The organism is Reyranella sp. (assembly GCF_004297405.1).
Classification (GTDB): Bacteria; Pseudomonadota; Alphaproteobacteria; order Reyranellales; family Reyranellaceae; genus Reyranella.
Genome location: NZ_SCVC01000006.1, coordinates 407,280 through 423,404, shown reverse-complemented (window position 1 = coordinate 423,404; position 16,125 = coordinate 407,280). Strand labels below are relative to the sequence as shown.

General features: G+C 62.4%; 14 protein-coding genes and 4 tRNA genes. 4 read left to right on the top strand and 14 right to left on the bottom strand.

What is annotated here, in order from left to right; genetic code table 11:
- Positions 1 to 22 precede the first annotated feature (22 nt).
- The 14 genes from EPO50_RS04205 to EPO50_RS04140 all read right to left on the bottom strand — a co-directional run bounded on the left by EPO50_RS04205 (position 23) and on the right by EPO50_RS04140 (position 11,935).
- Positions 23 to 99, bottom strand: a tRNA-Asp gene (locus EPO50_RS04205).
- A 121-nt stretch (positions 100 to 220) separates the two neighbouring features.
- Positions 221 to 296: transfer RNA gene (locus EPO50_RS04200), tRNA-Val, on the bottom strand.
- Between the two features lie 36 nt (positions 297 to 332).
- On the bottom strand, positions 333 to 605 hold the full coding sequence (locus tag EPO50_RS04195) for an HU family DNA-binding protein (protein WP_296342325.1): 273 nt from the start codon (positions 603 to 605) through the stop codon (positions 333 to 335).
- Between the two features lie 176 nt (positions 606 to 781).
- Entirely contained in the window at positions 782 to 3,181 is a 2,400-nt protein-coding gene (lon, locus tag EPO50_RS04190; RefSeq protein WP_296341397.1) for an endopeptidase La, read from the bottom strand.
- A 174-nt stretch (positions 3,182 to 3,355) separates the two neighbouring features.
- Positions 3,356 to 4,627 (bottom strand): ATP-dependent Clp protease ATP-binding subunit ClpX, encoded by a 1,272-nt coding sequence (gene clpX, locus EPO50_RS04185; protein ID WP_296341396.1) that lies wholly within the window; start codon positions 4,625 to 4,627, stop codon positions 3,356 to 3,358.
- A gap of 144 nt (positions 4,628 to 4,771) precedes the next feature.
- Positions 4,772 to 5,419 (bottom strand): ATP-dependent Clp protease proteolytic subunit, encoded by a 648-nt coding sequence (locus tag EPO50_RS04180; RefSeq protein WP_296341395.1) that lies wholly within the window; start codon positions 5,417 to 5,419, stop codon positions 4,772 to 4,774.
- A gap of 76 nt (positions 5,420 to 5,495) precedes the next feature.
- On the bottom strand, positions 5,496 to 6,842 hold the full coding sequence (tig, locus tag EPO50_RS04175; protein WP_296341394.1) for a trigger factor: 1,347 nt from the start codon (positions 6,840 to 6,842) through the stop codon (positions 5,496 to 5,498).
- A gap of 28 nt (positions 6,843 to 6,870) precedes the next feature.
- A tRNA-Leu gene (locus EPO50_RS04170) sits at positions 6,871 to 6,955 on the bottom strand.
- A gap of 88 nt (positions 6,956 to 7,043) precedes the next feature.
- Positions 7,044 to 8,486, bottom strand: a complete 1,443-nt coding sequence (locus EPO50_RS04165; protein WP_296342323.1) for an NAD(P)H-hydrate dehydratase — start codon at positions 8,484 to 8,486, stop codon at positions 7,044 to 7,046.
- 83 nt (positions 8,487 to 8,569) lie between these two features.
- A tRNA-His gene (locus EPO50_RS04160) sits at positions 8,570 to 8,646 on the bottom strand.
- Positions 8,647 to 8,702: 56 nt separating this feature from the next.
- A complete protein-coding gene (locus EPO50_RS04155; RefSeq protein ID WP_296341393.1) occupies positions 8,703 to 9,329 on the bottom strand; it encodes a TetR/AcrR family transcriptional regulator in 627 nt (208 codons plus the stop codon).
- Between the two features lie 23 nt (positions 9,330 to 9,352).
- Entirely contained in the window at positions 9,353 to 9,979 is a 627-nt protein-coding gene (locus EPO50_RS04150) for a TetR/AcrR family transcriptional regulator (protein ID WP_296341392.1), read from the bottom strand.
- A 37-nt stretch (positions 9,980 to 10,016) separates the two neighbouring features.
- Positions 10,017 to 10,757 carry a hypothetical protein gene (locus EPO50_RS04145; protein WP_296341391.1) on the bottom strand — a complete coding sequence of 247 codons (741 nt, stop codon included), beginning with the start codon at positions 10,755 to 10,757 and terminating at the stop codon, positions 10,017 to 10,019.
- An 11-nt stretch (positions 10,758 to 10,768) separates the two neighbouring features.
- Positions 10,769 to 11,935: an aminotransferase gene (locus EPO50_RS04140; RefSeq protein ID WP_296341390.1), complete on the bottom strand. Its 1,167-nt coding sequence runs from the start codon at positions 11,933 to 11,935 to the stop codon at positions 10,769 to 10,771.
- Positions 11,936 to 12,156: 221 nt separating this feature from the next.
- Here EPO50_RS04140 and EPO50_RS04135 point away from each other — a divergent pair, with 221 nt between their 5' ends.
- From EPO50_RS04135 to EPO50_RS04120, 4 genes are all read left to right on the top strand, one after another.
- Complete coding sequence (locus tag EPO50_RS04135) at positions 12,157 to 12,495, top strand: P-II family nitrogen regulator (RefSeq protein WP_296339444.1); 339 nt, start codon at positions 12,157 to 12,159, stop codon at positions 12,493 to 12,495.
- A gap of 55 nt (positions 12,496 to 12,550) precedes the next feature.
- Complete coding sequence (gene glnA, locus EPO50_RS04130; RefSeq protein WP_296341389.1) at positions 12,551 to 13,957, top strand: type I glutamate--ammonia ligase; 1,407 nt, start codon at positions 12,551 to 12,553, stop codon at positions 13,955 to 13,957.
- Positions 13,958 to 14,062: 105 nt separating this feature from the next.
- Complete coding sequence (locus EPO50_RS04125; protein WP_296341388.1) at positions 14,063 to 14,932, top strand: hypothetical protein; 870 nt, start codon at positions 14,063 to 14,065, stop codon at positions 14,930 to 14,932.
- Positions 14,929 to 16,119 (top strand): CaiB/BaiF CoA-transferase family protein, encoded by a 1,191-nt coding sequence (locus EPO50_RS04120; RefSeq protein ID WP_296341387.1) that lies wholly within the window; start codon positions 14,929 to 14,931, stop codon positions 16,117 to 16,119. The genes EPO50_RS04125 and EPO50_RS04120 overlap by 4 nt, the downstream gene beginning before the upstream one ends.
- Positions 16,120 to 16,125 lie beyond the last annotated feature (6 nt).

Sequence of the window (16,125 nt, the reverse complement as noted above, 5' to 3'; positions counted from 1 at the left end):
TGTGGGCTGCCAGCGTTGGGGCTGGCGCGAGCGACGGGACTCGAACCCGCGACCTCCGGCGTGACAGGCCGGCGTTCTAACCAACTGAACTACGCCCGCAATAGCCCCCAACGGCGCGCGGAGAGATATAGGAGCCCCTATGGGGTGTCAAGCATACCGCACTCGCGAAGTCGTGCGTAAGTGCCAGATTTCTCAATACTTTCCGCGCCGTGCGAAACAATGGTGGGCGATGACGGACTCGAACCGCCGACAACCTCGGTGTAAACGAGATGCTCTACCAACTGAGCTAATCGCCCCCGTAGCTTTCCTAGCACGTGCGCGCCGGTCGCGCCCTAGTTGATCGCATCCTTCAGGGCTTTGCTCGCCTTGAAGCGCGGCACGATGGCGGCCGGAATCTTGATCTTCTCGCCAGTCTGCGGGTTACGTCCTTCACTCGCCTTGCGTTTGGACACTTGGAACGTCCCGAACCCCACCAGCAGCACCTTTTCCTTCTTCTTCAACGACTTGGTTATGACCGTCAGAACGGAATCGATGGCATTCGCAGCATCGACCTTCGAAAGGTTGGTCGAAGCGGCAACGGCGGCGATCAAATCGTGCTTATTCACGGCGAGCCCCTGCATGGTCCGGCGGCCCAAGTGTAAGGGCGGCCCGAAAACAACGTCAACGTTGAATACCACATTTTGTAGGTTTGGCAGGCCTAAACCCACATGGATTGGGTCCAGACGCAACGAAGCCCCGGATTGCTCCAGGGCTTCGCCTATTCGTTCAGGATTGAGCTGGTTCAGTGCGCCCGGATGGCCTCGCTGCCCTCCGCCGGCTTGGCCGCGACCGTCTCGAGGTCGTTCGGCCATTCAATGGCGACCAACGGCTCCACCAATGCCCGGGCCAGAACCTCGTCCACGGTCGAAACCGGTACGATCTCCAGTCCCTTCTTCACGTTGTCCGGAATCTCCGGCAGATCGCGCTCGTTCTCCTTGGGAATGAGCACGGTCTTGAGACCGCCGCGCAACGCCGCCAGCAGCTTTTCCTTCAGACCGCCGATCGGCAAGACCCGGCCACGCAGGCTGATCTCACCGGTCATGGCCACATCCTTGCGCACCGCCACACCGGTGAGCGCCGAGACGATCGAAGTGATCATGCCGACGCCAGCCGACGGACCATCCTTGGGCGTCGCGCCTTCCGGCACGTGCACATGGATGTCGCGCTTCTCGAAGATGTTCGGCTTGATACCGAATGCCGCCGCACGAGAGCGGACATAGGCATTGGCCGCCTGCACCGACTCCTGCATGACGTCACCCAGCTTGCCGGTGACGGTGACCCGCCCGCGGCCCGGGACCAGCACGGCCTCGATCTGCAGCAACTCGCCGCCGACCTCGGTCCAGGCCAGACCGGTCGTGATGCCCACTAGATCCTCGAGCTCTGCCTCGCCGTAGCGGAAGCGACGGACGCCGGCATACTTGTCGAGGTTCTTGCGGCCGATCTTCACCTTGGTCGTCCCCTTCATGAGGATTTCCTTGGTGGCCTTGCGGGCAAGATTGGCAATCTCACGTTCGAGGTTACGGACACCGGCCTCGCGCGTGTAGTAGCGCACGAGATCGCGCACCGCGTCGTCGTGAATGTCGAGCTCGCCTTCCTTGAGACCGTTCGCTTCGATCTGCTTGGGAATGAGATGCTTGCGCGAGATCGCGACCTTCTCATCCTCGGTGTAGCCGGCCAGCCGGATGATCTCCATGCGGTCCATCAGCGGCTGCGCCATCCGCAGCGAGTTCGCCGTGGTGATGAACATCACGTTCGACAGGTCGTAATCGACTTCGAGGTAATGGTCGTTGAATGACGTGTTCTGTTCGGGATCCAGAACCTCGAGCAGAGCCGACGACGGGTCGCCACGGAAATCCGCACCGAGCTTGTCGATCTCGTCGAGCAGGAAGAGCGGGTTCGACGACTTCGCCTTCTTCATGCTCTGGATGACCTTGCCCGGCAGCGAGCCGATGTAGGTCCGGCGATGGCCACGAATCTCGGCCTCGTCGCGCACGCCGCCCAGCGACATGCGAACGAAGTTGCGGCCCGTCGCCTTGGCGATCGACTTGCCCAGCGAGGTCTTGCCGACGCCCGGCGGTCCGACGAGGCACAGGATCGGCCCCTTCATCTTGTCGACGCGTTGCTGCACCGCGAGGTACTCGAGGATGCGCTCCTTCACCTTCTCGAGGCCGTGATGATCGGCGTTGAGAATGTCCTCGGCGTACTTCAGATCCTTGATGATCTTGGTCGGCTTGCGCCACGGAATCGACAGCAGCCAGTCGAGGTAGTTCCGCACCACCGTCGCCTCGGCCGACATCGGGCTCATGGTCCGGAGCTTCTTCAGCTCGGCATTGGCCTTCTCGCGTGCCTCCTTGCTGAGCCGCGTCTTCTTGATGCGCTTCTCCAGTTCGGAAACCTCGTCGCGACCGTCTTCGGTCTCGCCCAGCTCCTTCTGGATCGCCTTCATCTGCTCATTGAGATAATACTCGCGCTGCGTCTTCTCCATCTGACGCTTCACGCGGTTGCGGATCTTCTTCTCGACCTGCAACACGCCGATCTCGCCTTCCATCAGGCCGAGAATGCGCTCCAGCCGCTTGGACACTGAGTCGAGTTCGAGAAGCTGCTGCTTCTCGGCGACCTTCAGCGCCAAGTGTGCGGAGATGGTGTCGGCGAGCTTGGTCGGCTCTTCGATCTTGTTGATCGAGACGACGACCTCGGGCGGCACCTTCTTGTTCAGCTTCACGTAATTCTCGAATTCCGAGACCACGGTGCGCGCAGCGGCTTGGAGTTCAGCCGACTCACCCGGCGCTTCCTCCATGTCGACAGCACGCGCTTCGAAGAAATCGGCACGGTCGCTGTAGCCGGTGACACGCACGCGGCGGCCACCTTCGACCAGCACCTTCACGGTGTCGTCCGGCAGCTTCAGGAGCTGCAGCACGGTGCCGAGTGTGCCAATCGAATAGATATCGTCGGGGCCGGGATCGTCCTGGCTGGCATTCTTCTGGGCGATCAGCAGGATCTGCTTGTCGTCCTTCATGACCTCTTCGAGCGCCTTGACGCTCTTTTCGCGGCCGACGAAGAGCGGGACGATCATGCCGGGAAACACGACGATGTCGCGCAGTGGCAGGACGGGGTAGACGGTTCCTTGAATGGGGGCGTTCATGATGCCTCGCAACGTACGCTGTTAGAGCTACCCGCACCGCGGCCGTGACCCCCAAATAGGCGATCAACGGCACACAAACGCGTGCACTCGTTAGCAGAGATTGGCCCGAACAGGATCTTGTTCAAGGCCCGTCGGGAAGACCGCCGGCAACGGTTGTCGCCGACGTAGCAAAAATCAGGCCGGCGCAGCAGCGATGCCTTCCTTGCGCTCCCCGTGCACGTAGAGCGGCTGAGCGCGGCCCTCGATGACTTCACGGTTGATCACGACTTCCTCGACTCCGTCGAGTGACGGCAGGTCGTACATGGTATCGAGAAGCACTGTCTCCATGATCGAGCGCAGCCCACGCGCGCCGGTCTTCCGGAGAATCGCCTTCTGGGCGACTGCGCGCAGCGCGTCGTCGGAGAATTTGAGCTTCACATTCTCCATGTCGAACAGCCGCTGATACTGCTTGATCAACGCGTTCTTCGGCCGTGTCAGGATCTCGATCAGCGCGCTCTCATCCAAGTCTTCGAGCGTAGCAACCACCGGCAGACGGCCGACGAACTCGGGGATCAAGCCGTACTTCAGCAGGTCCTCGGGCTCGAGGTCGCGCAACACCTCGCCTGTGCGACGATCCTCAGGCCCCCTCACCTCGGCACCAAAGCCAATCGACGTGCCCTGGCGGCGCATGGAGATGATCTTGTCGAGGCCAGAGAAGGCGCCACCGCAGATGAACAGGATGTTGGTCGTGTCGACCTGCAGGAACTCCTGCTGCGGATGCTTGCGCCCGCCTTGCGGCGGCACAGAAGCCACGGTGCCTTCCATGATCTTCAGGAGAGCCTGCTGTACGCCCTCACCCGACACGTCGCGCGTGATCGACGGGTTGTCGGACTTGCGGCTGATCTTGTCGACTTCGTCGATGTAGACGATGCCGCGCTGTGCCCGCTCGACGTTGTAATCGGCCGACTGCAGCAGCTTCAGGATGATGTTCTCGACATCCTCACCGACATAACCGGCTTCGGTGAGAGTCGTGGCATCGGCCATCGTGAACGGCACGTCGAGCATGCGGGCCAAAGTCTGGGCCAGCAGGGTTTTGCCGCAGCCCGTCGGGCCGATGAGCATGATGTTCGACTTGGCGATCTCGACGTCGTTCGCCTTCCCGCCATGGCTCAACCGCTTGTAATGGTTGTGCACGGCAACGGCGAGAATACGCTTGGCCTGGTCCTGGCCAATTACATAATCATCGAGGATCTGACGAATTTCCTTGGGCGACGGAACGCCGTCCTTGGATTTGACCAGAGTGGTTTTGCTCTCTTCCCGGATTATGTCCATGCAGAGCTCGACGCATTCATCGCAGATGAACACGGTCGGGCCGGCAATAAGCTTCCGGACCTCATGCTGGCTCTTGCCGCAGAAGCTGCAATACAGGGTGTTACGGGAGTCACCCCCGGACTTGGCGGCTGGCATGTCGTTAACGCACCTCCGCTTGGGGGGCCCGTCGACCTGCGAGCCCACACCAAGGTTATGTTAAACGTGCCCCCTAGATCGCGACAACATCAAAATATGGTGTGTCGGCGTGCAAAAGGGAAACAATTGGTCGCGACGGCCGCTTTAGGAGGCAGCCGCCTGGATCGTCGGGGTCGGCCGTCTGTCGAATACTTCGTCAATCAGACCGAATTCCTTGGCCTCCGGCGGGGAGAAGAAGCGGTCGCGCTCCATCCCCTTTTCGATCTCCTCGATCGTCCGGCCGGTGTGTTTGACATAAATCTGGTTGAGGCGGGCACGGGTCAGCAGGATTTCCTTGGCGTGGATTTCAATGTCCGTCGCCTGGCCCTGGGCGCCGCCCGAGGGCTGGTGAATCATGATCCGGGCGTTGGGCAGCGAGAAGCGCTTGCCCTTCTCGCCCGCCATCAGCAGCAGCGAGCCGGCCGACGCGGCCTGGCCGAACACCAAGGTCGAGATGTTGGGACGCACGTACTGCATCGTGTCGTAGATCGCCAACCCCGACGTCACCACGCCACCTGGCGAGTTGATGTAGAAAGAGATGTCCTTGGTGGGGTTCTCGGCCTCGAGATAAAGCAGCTGGGCGCAGACAAGCCCCGCCACGTTGTCCTCGATCGGACCATTCAAGAAGATGATCCGCTCCTTGAGCAGACGCGACCAGATATCGTAGCCGCGCTCACCGCGCGCCGATTGCTCGACGACCATCGGGACGTAGTAGTTGTTGTAGACTTCCAGCGGATCGCGGTCGCGACTCATCGCGGGCCCCCTTGAGTATGATGTCCCTTTGAAAGTGGCAGCGCCGGCGGCCTGGTTCAAGGCCGCCGGCTCTGGATCAATTCGCCGCCTTCTCCGCGGGCTCTTCTTCTTCCGCCTCGCGAGCTGCCTTGAGCAGTTCCTCCGGCGTAACCGACTTCTCGGTGACCTTCGCCAGTTCGAGGATGAAGTCGACGGTCTTCTCTTCGAAGATCGGCGCGCGAAGCTGTTCCTTCAGCTCGGCGTTCTTGCCATAGAACTCCAGCACCTGGCGCTCCTGGCCGGGATAGCGCATCGCCTCGCGCATCACCGCCTGGTTCAGCTCTTCCGGCGTCACTTCGATGTTGTTGGAGCGACCGACATCGGCCAGCAGCAGGCCGAGACGGACCCGGCGCTCGGCGATCTCGCGATACTCCTTCTTCATCTTCTCTTCGTCGTCTTCGAGCTTCTGGCCGTTCTTCTTGGCCTCCTCGATACGCTGCCAGATCGCGCCGAACTCGCCGTCGATCAGGCCTTCCGGCACCTCGAACTTGTGGGTGTCGGCAAGCTTGTCGAGCAGCTGACGCTTCACCATCTGGCGCGAAATCTGGGTGTAGTCCTGGCCGATCCGCTCACCCACAGCCTTGCGCATGGCCTCGAGGTTCTCGAAGTTGTTCTTCTTCGCCAGTTCGTCGTCAGCAGGCTTGTCGACGAACTCATGGATCTCCTTGATCGTGCACTTGAAGACCGCGTCCTTGCCGGCGAGTTCAGCCGCACCGTAGTCGGCCGGGAACGTCACCTTCACGTCGACGGTCTTGCCGACCTCGGCGCCGAGGAGCTGATCCTCGAAGCCCGGGATGAACGAACCCGAGCCAAGCTCCAGCGTGTAGTCGTTGGCGGCGCCGCCCGGAAATTCCGTACCATCGACCGAGCCCACGAAGTCGAGCTTGATCGCGTCGCCCTTCTGGGCCGGACGCGGCGGGTCGACAGGCTTCTGCTCGCGGTTTGCCTTGGCGATACGGTCAAGCGCATCGTCGACATCCTTGTCCGGAACGGCGGCCTTCAGGCGCTCCAGTTCGACGCCCGAGAAGTCGAGCTTGCCGATCTCCGGCAGCACTTCGATCGCCACTTCGAATTCGACGTCCTTGCCCTCTTCGAGCTGCTTCAGGTCGACGCGCGGCTGCAGCGCGGGCCGCAGGCCACGATCTTCGATCGCCTTTGCCGTGCTCGTGTTGACAGCCTGCTCGACGGCCTCGCCGAACAGCGCCTGGCCGTACTGCTTCTTCAGCAGGCTGACCGGCACCTTGCCTGGGCGGAAGCCCGGCATCGCGGCAGTCTGGGCCATCTCGGCCAACCGCTCGTCGACCTTGGCCGACAGATCACCGGCCGGCACGACGATCTTGAATTGCCGCTTCAGCCCTTCGGCCGAGAGTTCCGTCACTTGCATCGTCTCACTTCCATTTCCTGGCATTTCCTGGTGCGGGCGGAGGGACTTGAACCCCCACGCCTTGCGGCACGAGAACCTAAATCTCGCGTGTCTACCAATTTCACCACGCCCGCCCGAATCGGCCCACATCGACGACAAGGGCCATCGGGGCGTGCCTCGAAGGCCGAATCGCGCGCCTCTTAGCCCGGGCCCGTCAAACGGTCAATTGACGCTGAAGGCCAACTGCAGCGCATCCGGAATTAAGTTGGGCAAATCTTCCGCAATCAGCCCCGGACGCGCGAAGCGTCGGGCGCAGTCGCCATGGAGCCATGCAGCTGCGGCAGCGGCGGCAAAGGCGGTCAGCCCCTGCGCCATCAGCCCGCCCGCAACGCCGGCAAGCACGTCACCCGAACCAGCCGTCGCCAGAGCTGCAGAGGCATGCACATTGATGACGACCCTGCCGTCAGGTGCGGCGATAACCGTGTCTGGCCCCTTCAGCAGCACCGTGGCGCCGCTCAACGACGCCGCCTGGCGGGCGCGGGCAACCTTACCGCCCTCGCCGCCCACACCGGGAAACATCCGGCGGAACTCGCCCTCATGCGGCGTGAGCAAAACTTCACCCCGAATGCTCTGGAAGAGATGCTGGGGCTCCCCGGCGAAGCTCGTGATGGCATCGGCGTCCAGCACCACACCACGCTGTGCAGCCAAGGCTGCCAACACGCCGCCCTTCGTTCTGTCGCCGACCCCGGATCCCGGCCCGATCAGGACGGCATTGCGGCGCGGATCTTCGAGAAGCCTAGCAAAAGTGGCTGCGTCATCGGCCTCGACGACGAGGTTGCCGGGCTCGGCGGCTTGGTAGACAGGCAGAGCCGAACGCGGCGTAGCAATGGTCACCAGTCCTGCGCCTGCCCGCCGGCCGGCCAATGCGGCCAAGCGAGCGGCGCCGGTCGCCAGAGGGCCCGCCAGGACGGTGAGATGCCCTCGCGCATATTTGTGGTCGGCAAGATCGTTTCTCAACAGCAATTCCCGCCATAAGGCAGGGGCGTTGAGCCATTGCCGGGGTGCGACAGCGGCAATGGCTGCAGGAGGGATGCCGATGTCGACAACATGCAGGTCGCCGCATCGTTTCAGCCCCTCTTCCGAATAATGGCCGGGCTTGGCGCGAAAGAATGAGACGGTGCAGGCCGCCTTGGGCGCTCGCCCTAGCACCTGACCGCTATCGCCGTGGAGGCCGCTTGGAACATCGACAGAAACGACGGTCAGAAGGCGCTCATTCAAGCGATCAATGACACTGCCAGCAATTCCGGAGATCGGCCGCGACAGGCCGGCACCGAAAAGCGCGTCGACAACCAGCGGATCGCCGTCCAGCAGCGCAACCGACAGGGGGGCGACGGCCCTCTCCCAGGTGCCAGCGGCCCACGCAGCATCCCCCTTCAGGTCGGCAAGTGCTCCGGCAAGGGCCAACCGAACCGGCCAGCCGGCTTCATGCAGAATGCGTGCAGTGACAAAGCCATCACCGCCGTTGTTCCCTGGGCCGCACAGCACCACCACCGGACGACGCGGCCACCGCCTCATGACGGCGGCCGCCACGGCGCGACCGGCTGCCTCCATCAACGCCCTGCCGGGTATGCCGCCGGCGATGGCGAAAGCATCGGCCTTCGCCATTTCCGTACAGCTCAGGAGAGCGAGATCGTCGGAGGGAGTGAGGTCGCGCAACGGCGCACTAAGGGCTATGGCGTGTGGGCGATTGGGGCGGCCGACCGGAATTGAACCGGCGACATCCAGAATCACAATCTGGCGCTCTAACCAACTGAGCTACGGCCGCCATCGTGGATCGCTCCCAACGAAGCGGCGCCTTCCTACGCTGCAGCGACCGGAGCGTCAAGAAACCGGCGGCGTCGCAGGCAGCAAACGGTCGATTGCCCTCTCCCAGATGGCGCATGCCTCCTCGAAGGACTGGCCGAACATTTCCCGCATACGTGCCCAGCTTTCGAAGTCGATCAGTGCCTCGATCGCCAAGACCGTCTGCCGGCGCTCGACGGGTCCAAGGTTCGACAATTCGGGCTCGTACATCGCCTCGAGCCGCCGGATGATCAGTTCCCGGACCTGCCGAATACGTCCTTTGAGCTCATCCGATTCGCCCTGGTTGGCGTTCAACGCCCGCCAGAGCGGCAACCATTCCTCACAGACGCGACCGCGCATCTCGACATGTATCCTGAGGCGCGCGGCGCGGTCACCACGAGGTGGCTGCTCGGCGACCCGCATGGAAGCCTGCGACATCGCGTGATCGGTGGCCGCCACGCGCAACGTATGAAGATCGGTGAAGCGCTCGAACACCGATCGAACCGAGTAGCCGGCGCGCTCCGCGATCGCCGCGGCTGTGGGAATCTGCGGGCTCTCACGGAGCAGCAGCAGGTAGGCCTCGATAATCAGCTGGCGCGTCCGCACGCTGCGCAAACGGCGACCGTCGGTTCGGGCTGCAGGCATGGCATCGGAAAACTTGTTCACCACACCAGTCACCCGAGGCCCATTCAGTCGTTGGTCGCGGCTTGAGGAAGCAACCGGTCGATCGCCTGTACCCATGCGGTGCAGGCCTCGTCGAACGAAAGATCAAAGAACTGGCGCATCCGCGCCCAACACTCGACGTCGGTCAAAGCCTCGAGAGCAATCAAGAGCTGCCGGCGTTCCAGTTCCGACACGGTGGCTAGTTCTGGCTGGAAGGCGATCTCGAGGCGCGCCATGAAGCGCTCGCGCGCCTGCCTAATGCGATCCTTCAACTCTACCGAGTCGCCTTGATTGATGATCAACGAACGCCACAGCGGCAACCATTTCTCGCAGATCAGGGCACGCGAGCGAACCTGTGATTTCAGGCGTGCTTGCCGGTCGCCTTCCAGTTCGCTCGGCGGAGCCAAAGCTGTCACCTGCGCCATCGCATAGTCGACAGAGGCTATCTGAAGGGCACGAATATCCGGAAAACGCTCGAAGATCGATCGTACCGAGTACCCCGCCTTCTCCGCGATCTCGGCAGCTGTCGGAACGCGCGGCGAAAACGCATCGGCAAGAGCCAGATAGGCCTCGATGATGAGCTGCTTCGTCCGTTCGCTGCGCAAACGGCGGCCGTCGATTCGATTGGGTTTCTTTGTCGACGCGTCCGACACGTTGCTCAGTTCCGTTGCGGGTGGTGTGAAGTCAGATCTAAATCGGCGTCGACGGGAGCATCCGGTCGATGGCCCGCGTCCAGACCGCGCAGGACTCTGCAAACGACAGGCCATGCATTTCGCGCATCCGCGCCCAGCTTTCCATATCCGTCAATGCTTCCAGAGCAATCAGCAAGTTCTTCCGATCGATTCCGGACAGGGTCGCAAGTTCGGGCCGATACATGATTTCTATGCGATCGACCGTGCGCTCACGCGCAATGCGGAGGCGAAGCTTGAGCGCATCGTCTTCGTCGACATTGACTGTCAGCGCCCGCCATAGGGCAACACCACGCTCACAGGTTCCTGCTCGAGTTTCCACTTGGGATTTGATCCGGGTCGGACGGTCCGCATCGACGTGGCGGGCAGGCGCAAGCGCAGCCGCATGAGCCAGCCCGTAATCGGCCGCCGCGACACGCAGCGTATGGAGATCTGGAAAACGCTCGAAGATCGATCGCACCGAATAGCCTGCCCGCTCGGCAATCTCCGCGGCGGTTGGCATGGGCGTCAGCGTGTTCTCACGCAGCAAGGCGAGATAGGCCTCGATGATGAGCTGCTTCGTCCGCTCGCTGCGCAAACGGCGGCCATCGATCCTGGTGGGTCTGGGGATGTTTGGTGCTGACACGATCTCGCTGGCGGTAGGTGGATATTGGCAATGCCAATGCAGTAATCTTACGCGCTGGCACTCTTTACCGATCCTGGTGAAGTGTAACAATTGCAGCTTGGCCTCGCCAGACTGCAATTTGTCACTTTCTACCGCCTGAAGTGCGCCGCCAGCCTCTCCACAGCGCTGTCGAGCGTCGCATCGTGCTTGCAAAAGCAGAAGCGCGCGAAATGGCGAGGCGCCTGAACGGACTCGTCATAGAAGGCGCTGACCGGCACGGCAGTCACCCCCGCCTCCACTGTGATGTGCCGGCAGAAATCCTCATCCGTCCCGTTGAAACCAAGGGGCCGGAAATCAGTGGTGACAAAATAGGTCCCGTGAGCTGGCAGAACCTCGAAGCCGATCTCCGAGAGAGCCCCGGCGAGCCGGTCCCGCTTGCGTTGCATGTCCTGGGCGAGCCCGGTGAAATAACTGTCTCCCAGTCGTAAGCCCGTGGCAGCCCCCCACTGCAGGTTCGGCGGCGTCGTGAAGGTCATGAACTGGTGCGTCTTGGCGATCGATCTCATGAGATCGGGGGCTGCTGTGATGTAGCCGACTTTCCAGCCGGTGAGACTGAAACTTTTGCCGGCCGAGCCGATACGCACCGTCCGGTTGCGCATGTTTGGTCGGGTCATCAACGAAACATGGCGGCGATCGTCGAAGATAATGTGCTCATAGACTTCGTCGCAGATGGCATAGGCATCGTGCTTAAGGCAGAGCCCGGCAATGAAATCGAGCTCCTCCTCGTCGAAGACCTTGGAACAGGGATTCATCGGCGTATTGAACAGGATGAGTTTGGTGCGGTCGCTGAAGGCAGCGGCCAGCTCTTCCTTGGGCAGCCGCCAGGTCGGCGGCTCCAGGCGCACCAGCTTCGGAATGCCCCCCGCACGGCGCACCATCGGCAAGTATGAGTCGTAGAGCGGCTCGATGAGGACGACCTCGTCGCCGGGCTCGATGAGACCGAACAGACAATCGCCCAACGCCTCGGTGGCGCCGGAGGTCACCAGCACCTCGCTCTGCCAGTCGACCTCGAGGCCCTGGAAACGCTTGGCATGCTCGGCCACGGCCTGGCGCAGTTCGGCAATCCCCATCATCGGCGGATACTGGTTATGGCCGTTCAGCAAGTAATCGGCGGCCGCCGCTCGGACTTCGTCCGGACCTTTGTCGTCGGGAAACCCTTGGCCAAGATTGACCGACTTGTGCTCGCGGGCCAGCGCCGACATGACTTCGAAGACCGTCGTGCCGAGGCTGGACATCAGCGAATTCGCAGATTTCATCGAAGTTTCCGTCCTGCCTTATCTTTGGGCAACAATTCGCCCCGAAAACAATCAAACCGCCTACGTACTAAACAATCCTGAGACGGCTCCTCTCTCCGCCTATTGAGCAGCCGCCGATTCGCTTGTGGAAAACTATGGCATGAAATTTGCTTCATGCCCGTTCACAACGAGCTCTCCCGACCGGGAGGGCCCGGCGTCTGCGTGCGGAGTGTCTCAAGCCAATGAAGAAGATCGAAGCGATCATCAAGCCCTTCAAGCTGGACGAGGTGAAAGACGCCCTCAACCAGATCGGGCTGAAGGGCATCACCGTTCTGGAAGCCAAGGGCTTCGGCCGGCAGAAGGGCCACACCGAACTTTACCGCGGTGCCGAGTATGTCGTCGACTTCCTGCCCAAGGTGAAGATCGAGCTGATCATCGAGGACGAGATGGTCGAGAAGGCCGTCGAGGCGATCCGCAGTTCGGCACACACCGGCCGCATTGGCGACGGCAAAATCTTCGTGTCGAGCATCGACGATGCAATCCGAATTCGTACTGGCGAGCGTGGTGACGCCGCCGTATGAGGACCAGGCCTTTGGGGGCCGGAGACGTAACCACAAGTAGAGGGACGAGCGACAAATGGATGCCAAGCAAGTTATCGCGATGATCAAGGAAAAGGACGTCAAGTTCGTTGACTTCCGCTTCACCGATCCTCGCGGCAAGTGGCAGCACACGGCCCGTATGGCCACTGCCACCGACGAAGGCACGTTCGTCGACGGCGTGATGTTCGACGGTTCGTCGATCTCCGGCTGGAAGACGATCAATGACTCCGACATGATCCTGATGCCGGATCCCTCGACGGCCGTGCTCGACCCCTTCGCTGCGCAGACCACGCTGATCGTGAGCTGTGACGTTGTCGAACCCTCGACCGGTCAGCTCTACGCCCGTTGCCCGCGCTCGACCGCCAAGCGCGCTGAGGCCTACATGAAGTCGTCCGGCGTTGGCGACACTGCCGTGTTCGGCCCCGAGCTTGAATTCTTCGTGTTCGACGACGTGCGCTACGACGTCCAGATGGGTGGCAGCTTCTACTCGATCTCCTCGAACGAATCGCCGTGGAACAGCGGCGCCGCTATCGAAGGCGGCAACCTCGCCCATCGTCCGGGCATCAAGGGTGGCTACTTCCCGGTGCAGCCGGTCGACACGCATAACGACCTGCGCGCCGAGATGATGTCGGTCTGCGCCGACATGGGCCTGGTCATGGAAATCCACCATCACGAGGTGGCGCCGGCACAGAACGAACTTGGCTTCAAGTTCGACACGCTGGTGAAGACCGCCGACAACGTACAGAAGTACAAGTACACCCTGCACAACGTTGCCCACAGCTACGGCAAGACGCTGACCTTCATGCCGAAGCCGCTCTATGGCGACAACGGCTCGGGCATGCACACCCACCAGTCGATCTGGAAGGACAACAAGCCGCTGTTCGCGGGCTCGGGCTACGCCGACCTGTCGGAGACGGCGCTGTACTACATCGGCGGCATCATCAAGCACGCCAAGGCGCTCAACGCCTTCTGCAACGCCAGCACCAACTCCTACAAGCGCGTCATCCCGGGCTTCGAGGCGCCGGTGCTGCTGGCTTACTCGTCACGTAACCGCTCGGCCTCGTGCCGTATCCCCTACTCGGCGTCGCCGAAGGGCAAGCGCGTCGAAGTCCGCTTCCCGGATCCGTCGGCCAATCCGTACCTCGCCTTCGCGGCGATGCTGATGGCCGGCCTCGACGGCATCCAGAACAAGATCCATCCGGGCGATCCGATGGACAAGAACCTGTACGACCTGCCGCCGGAAGAACTGTCGAAGGTTCCGACCGTCGCCGGTTCGCTGCGTGAGGCGCTCAATTCACTCGACGCCGACCGCACCTTCCTCACCAAGGGCGGCGTGTTCACCGACGACCAGATCGACGCCTACATGGAGCTCAAGTGGGAAGAGGTCTACAACTGGGAACACCAGCCGGCGCCGGTCGAGTACAAGATGTACTACTCGATCTGATCGTCCGATCTTTCGACTGATGAAAGGGCCTGCGAAAGCAGGCCCTTTCTGTTTGCCGGCATGCGTGCGACTCTCCCGCGCGAACAGACATGAGGACGAGACGCGATGAGCGGCTGGATGGACGAAGCGATGAAGGATCTGCGCCCCTGGATCGGGCGCGTGCGCACGGTCGAGGACGATATCGGCATGATGGCCGTCCGTCGGGTCGCTGCGACCTTCGACGTCGACCCCGACAGCATCAAGCGGGGCGATGAACTGCCGCCGCACTGGTTCACGGTGTTCTTCGGCGAGACGATCCGTCAGAGCGAACTCGGCCCCGATGGCCATCCCAACAAGGGCATCGTCCTGCCACCGATCCCGATGCCACGCCGCATGGGTGCCGGCCGCCAGGTCAAGATCTTGGCGCCCCTGCGGGCCGGCGAACCTGCCGTGAAGAAAGCCGAGGTCGCCGACATCGTTCCCAAGACCGGCCGTTCGGGCGACATCTTCGTCCTGACCATGCGCCACACGATCGAGCAGAGCGCCAAGACGATCGCCGTCGACACGTTCGACGCCATCTACCGTCCGGCCGTGCCTCCTGGGCAGAAGACCACCGCAACGGTGGCGACGAAGGCGCGCACGGACCAAGCGTGGAGCGACACGACCCAGCTCACCAATACGATTAATTTTCGCTACGGCGGCATCACTTGGAACGCGCACCGCATTCACTACGACGGTGACTACACGCGCAGCGAAGAAGGCTATCCGGCGATCGTGTCTAACGGCGGCCTCTCCATGCATCTGATGGTCGATGCCGCCCTCAAGCGCGCCAAGGGCAAGCTCACCGGCTACACCGCCCGCCTCGTCCATCCGCTCTGGGTCGGTGATCTGATCGACGTACGCGGCGAGGAGCAGAAGGACGGCAAGCTCAAGATCTGGGCCGCCGACAAGAATGGCGTGCTGTGCGGCGAGATGGACCTGGAGTTCGCGGCGTGAGTGGCCCGCTCGCGGGCGTCCGCGTCGTCGACCTGACCACTGTCGTGGTCGGTCCGATCTGCACGCGCACGCTCGCCGACTATGGCGCCGAGGTTATCAAGGTCGAAGCGCCGGGCGGCGACTTGCTGCGCACCATGGCGCAGGGCAGCCGCAATCCCGGCATGTCGGGCAAGTTCATCAACTTCAACCGCAACAAGCGTTCGATCGTCCTCGACCTCAAGAAGCCGGATGCGTTGGCGGCCCTTCACCGCCTGATCGAACGGGCCGATGTGTTCGTGAGCAACGTGCGGCCCGAAGGTCTCGCCCGTGCTGGCCTCGACCACGCGAGCCTGGCGCCACGGAATCCGAGGCTGATCCACTGCTCCATCCTGGCCTTCGGTCGTGGTGGCCGTTACTACAATCGCCCCGCCTACGATCCCATCGTGCAGAGCCTGTCGGGTGTCGCTGGCACCTTGGAGCGGGCCACCGGCGAGCCGCGCTTCGTGCCGATGGTCATGAGTGATCACACGACCGGCCTGATCGCCGCCCAGTGCATCGGCTTTGCCCTCTATCGTCGCGAGAAGACCGGCCGTGGCGAAGCGATCGACGTGCCCATGCTGGAAAACATGGCCTCCTTCGTCTCCAGCGAGCATCTTGGTGCGGCGACCTTCGATCCGCCGGTCGGTCCTAGCGGCGATGGCCGGCTGTTGAGCCCGGACTATCGGCCCCTGCCCACCAAGGACGGCTACATCACCGTCGGCCCCAATACCAACCCGCAGGCCTTCGCCTTCTTCGACGCCATCGGGCGGCCGGAACTCAAGCAGGATCCGCGCTTCGACAGCGCCGCCTCGCGCACGGCGAATGCCGCCGCCTATTTCGAAGTCCGCAAGAACGGCCTGGCGCAGAAGACCACGGCTGAATGGCTGGAGATCTTCGATCGGCTCGACGTGCCAGCGGCGCGCTACAATTCGATCGACGATCTGCTGACCGATCCACATCTCGATGATGTCGGCTTCTTCCAGCCCGAGGATCATCCGAGCGAAGGCCGCATTCGCCGCTCGCGTCGTGCCAACAAATTCTCCGGCGGCGAACGCCCGGCCGAGACACACGCGCCGCGGCTGGGCGAGCACACCCGTGAAGTGCTCGCGGAAGCAGGTTACGCCAACCCCGAGATCGACGCCCTTCTGGCTGCCGGCGCAGCTCGCTGACCCTCC

Coding starts and splice junctions, on each gene's coding strand:
- lon (WP_296341397.1), bottom strand. CDS start 3,181: ATGAACGCCCCCATTCAAGGAACCGTCTACCCCGTCCTGCCACTGCGC.
- clpX (WP_296341396.1), bottom strand. CDS start 4,627: ATGCCAGCCGCCAAGTCCGGGGGTGACTCCCGTAACACCCTGTATTGC.
- EPO50_RS04180 (WP_296341395.1), bottom strand. CDS start 5,419: ATGAGTCGCGACCGCGATCCGCTGGAAGTCTACAACAACTACTACGTC.
- tig (WP_296341394.1), bottom strand. CDS start 6,842: ATGCAAGTGACGGAACTCTCGGCCGAAGGGCTGAAGCGGCAATTCAAG.
- EPO50_RS04165 (WP_296342323.1), bottom strand. CDS start 8,486: ATGGCGAAGGCCGATGCTTTCGCCATCGCCGGCGGCATACCCGGCAGG.
- EPO50_RS04140 (WP_296341390.1), bottom strand. CDS start 11,935: ATGAAATCTGCGAATTCGCTGATGTCCAGCCTCGGCACGACGGTCTTC.
- EPO50_RS04135 (WP_296339444.1), top strand. CDS start 12,157: ATGAAGAAGATCGAAGCGATCATCAAGCCCTTCAAGCTGGACGAGGTG.
- glnA (WP_296341389.1), top strand. CDS start 12,551: ATGGATGCCAAGCAAGTTATCGCGATGATCAAGGAAAAGGACGTCAAG.
- EPO50_RS04125 (WP_296341388.1), top strand. CDS start 14,063: ATGAGCGGCTGGATGGACGAAGCGATGAAGGATCTGCGCCCCTGGATC.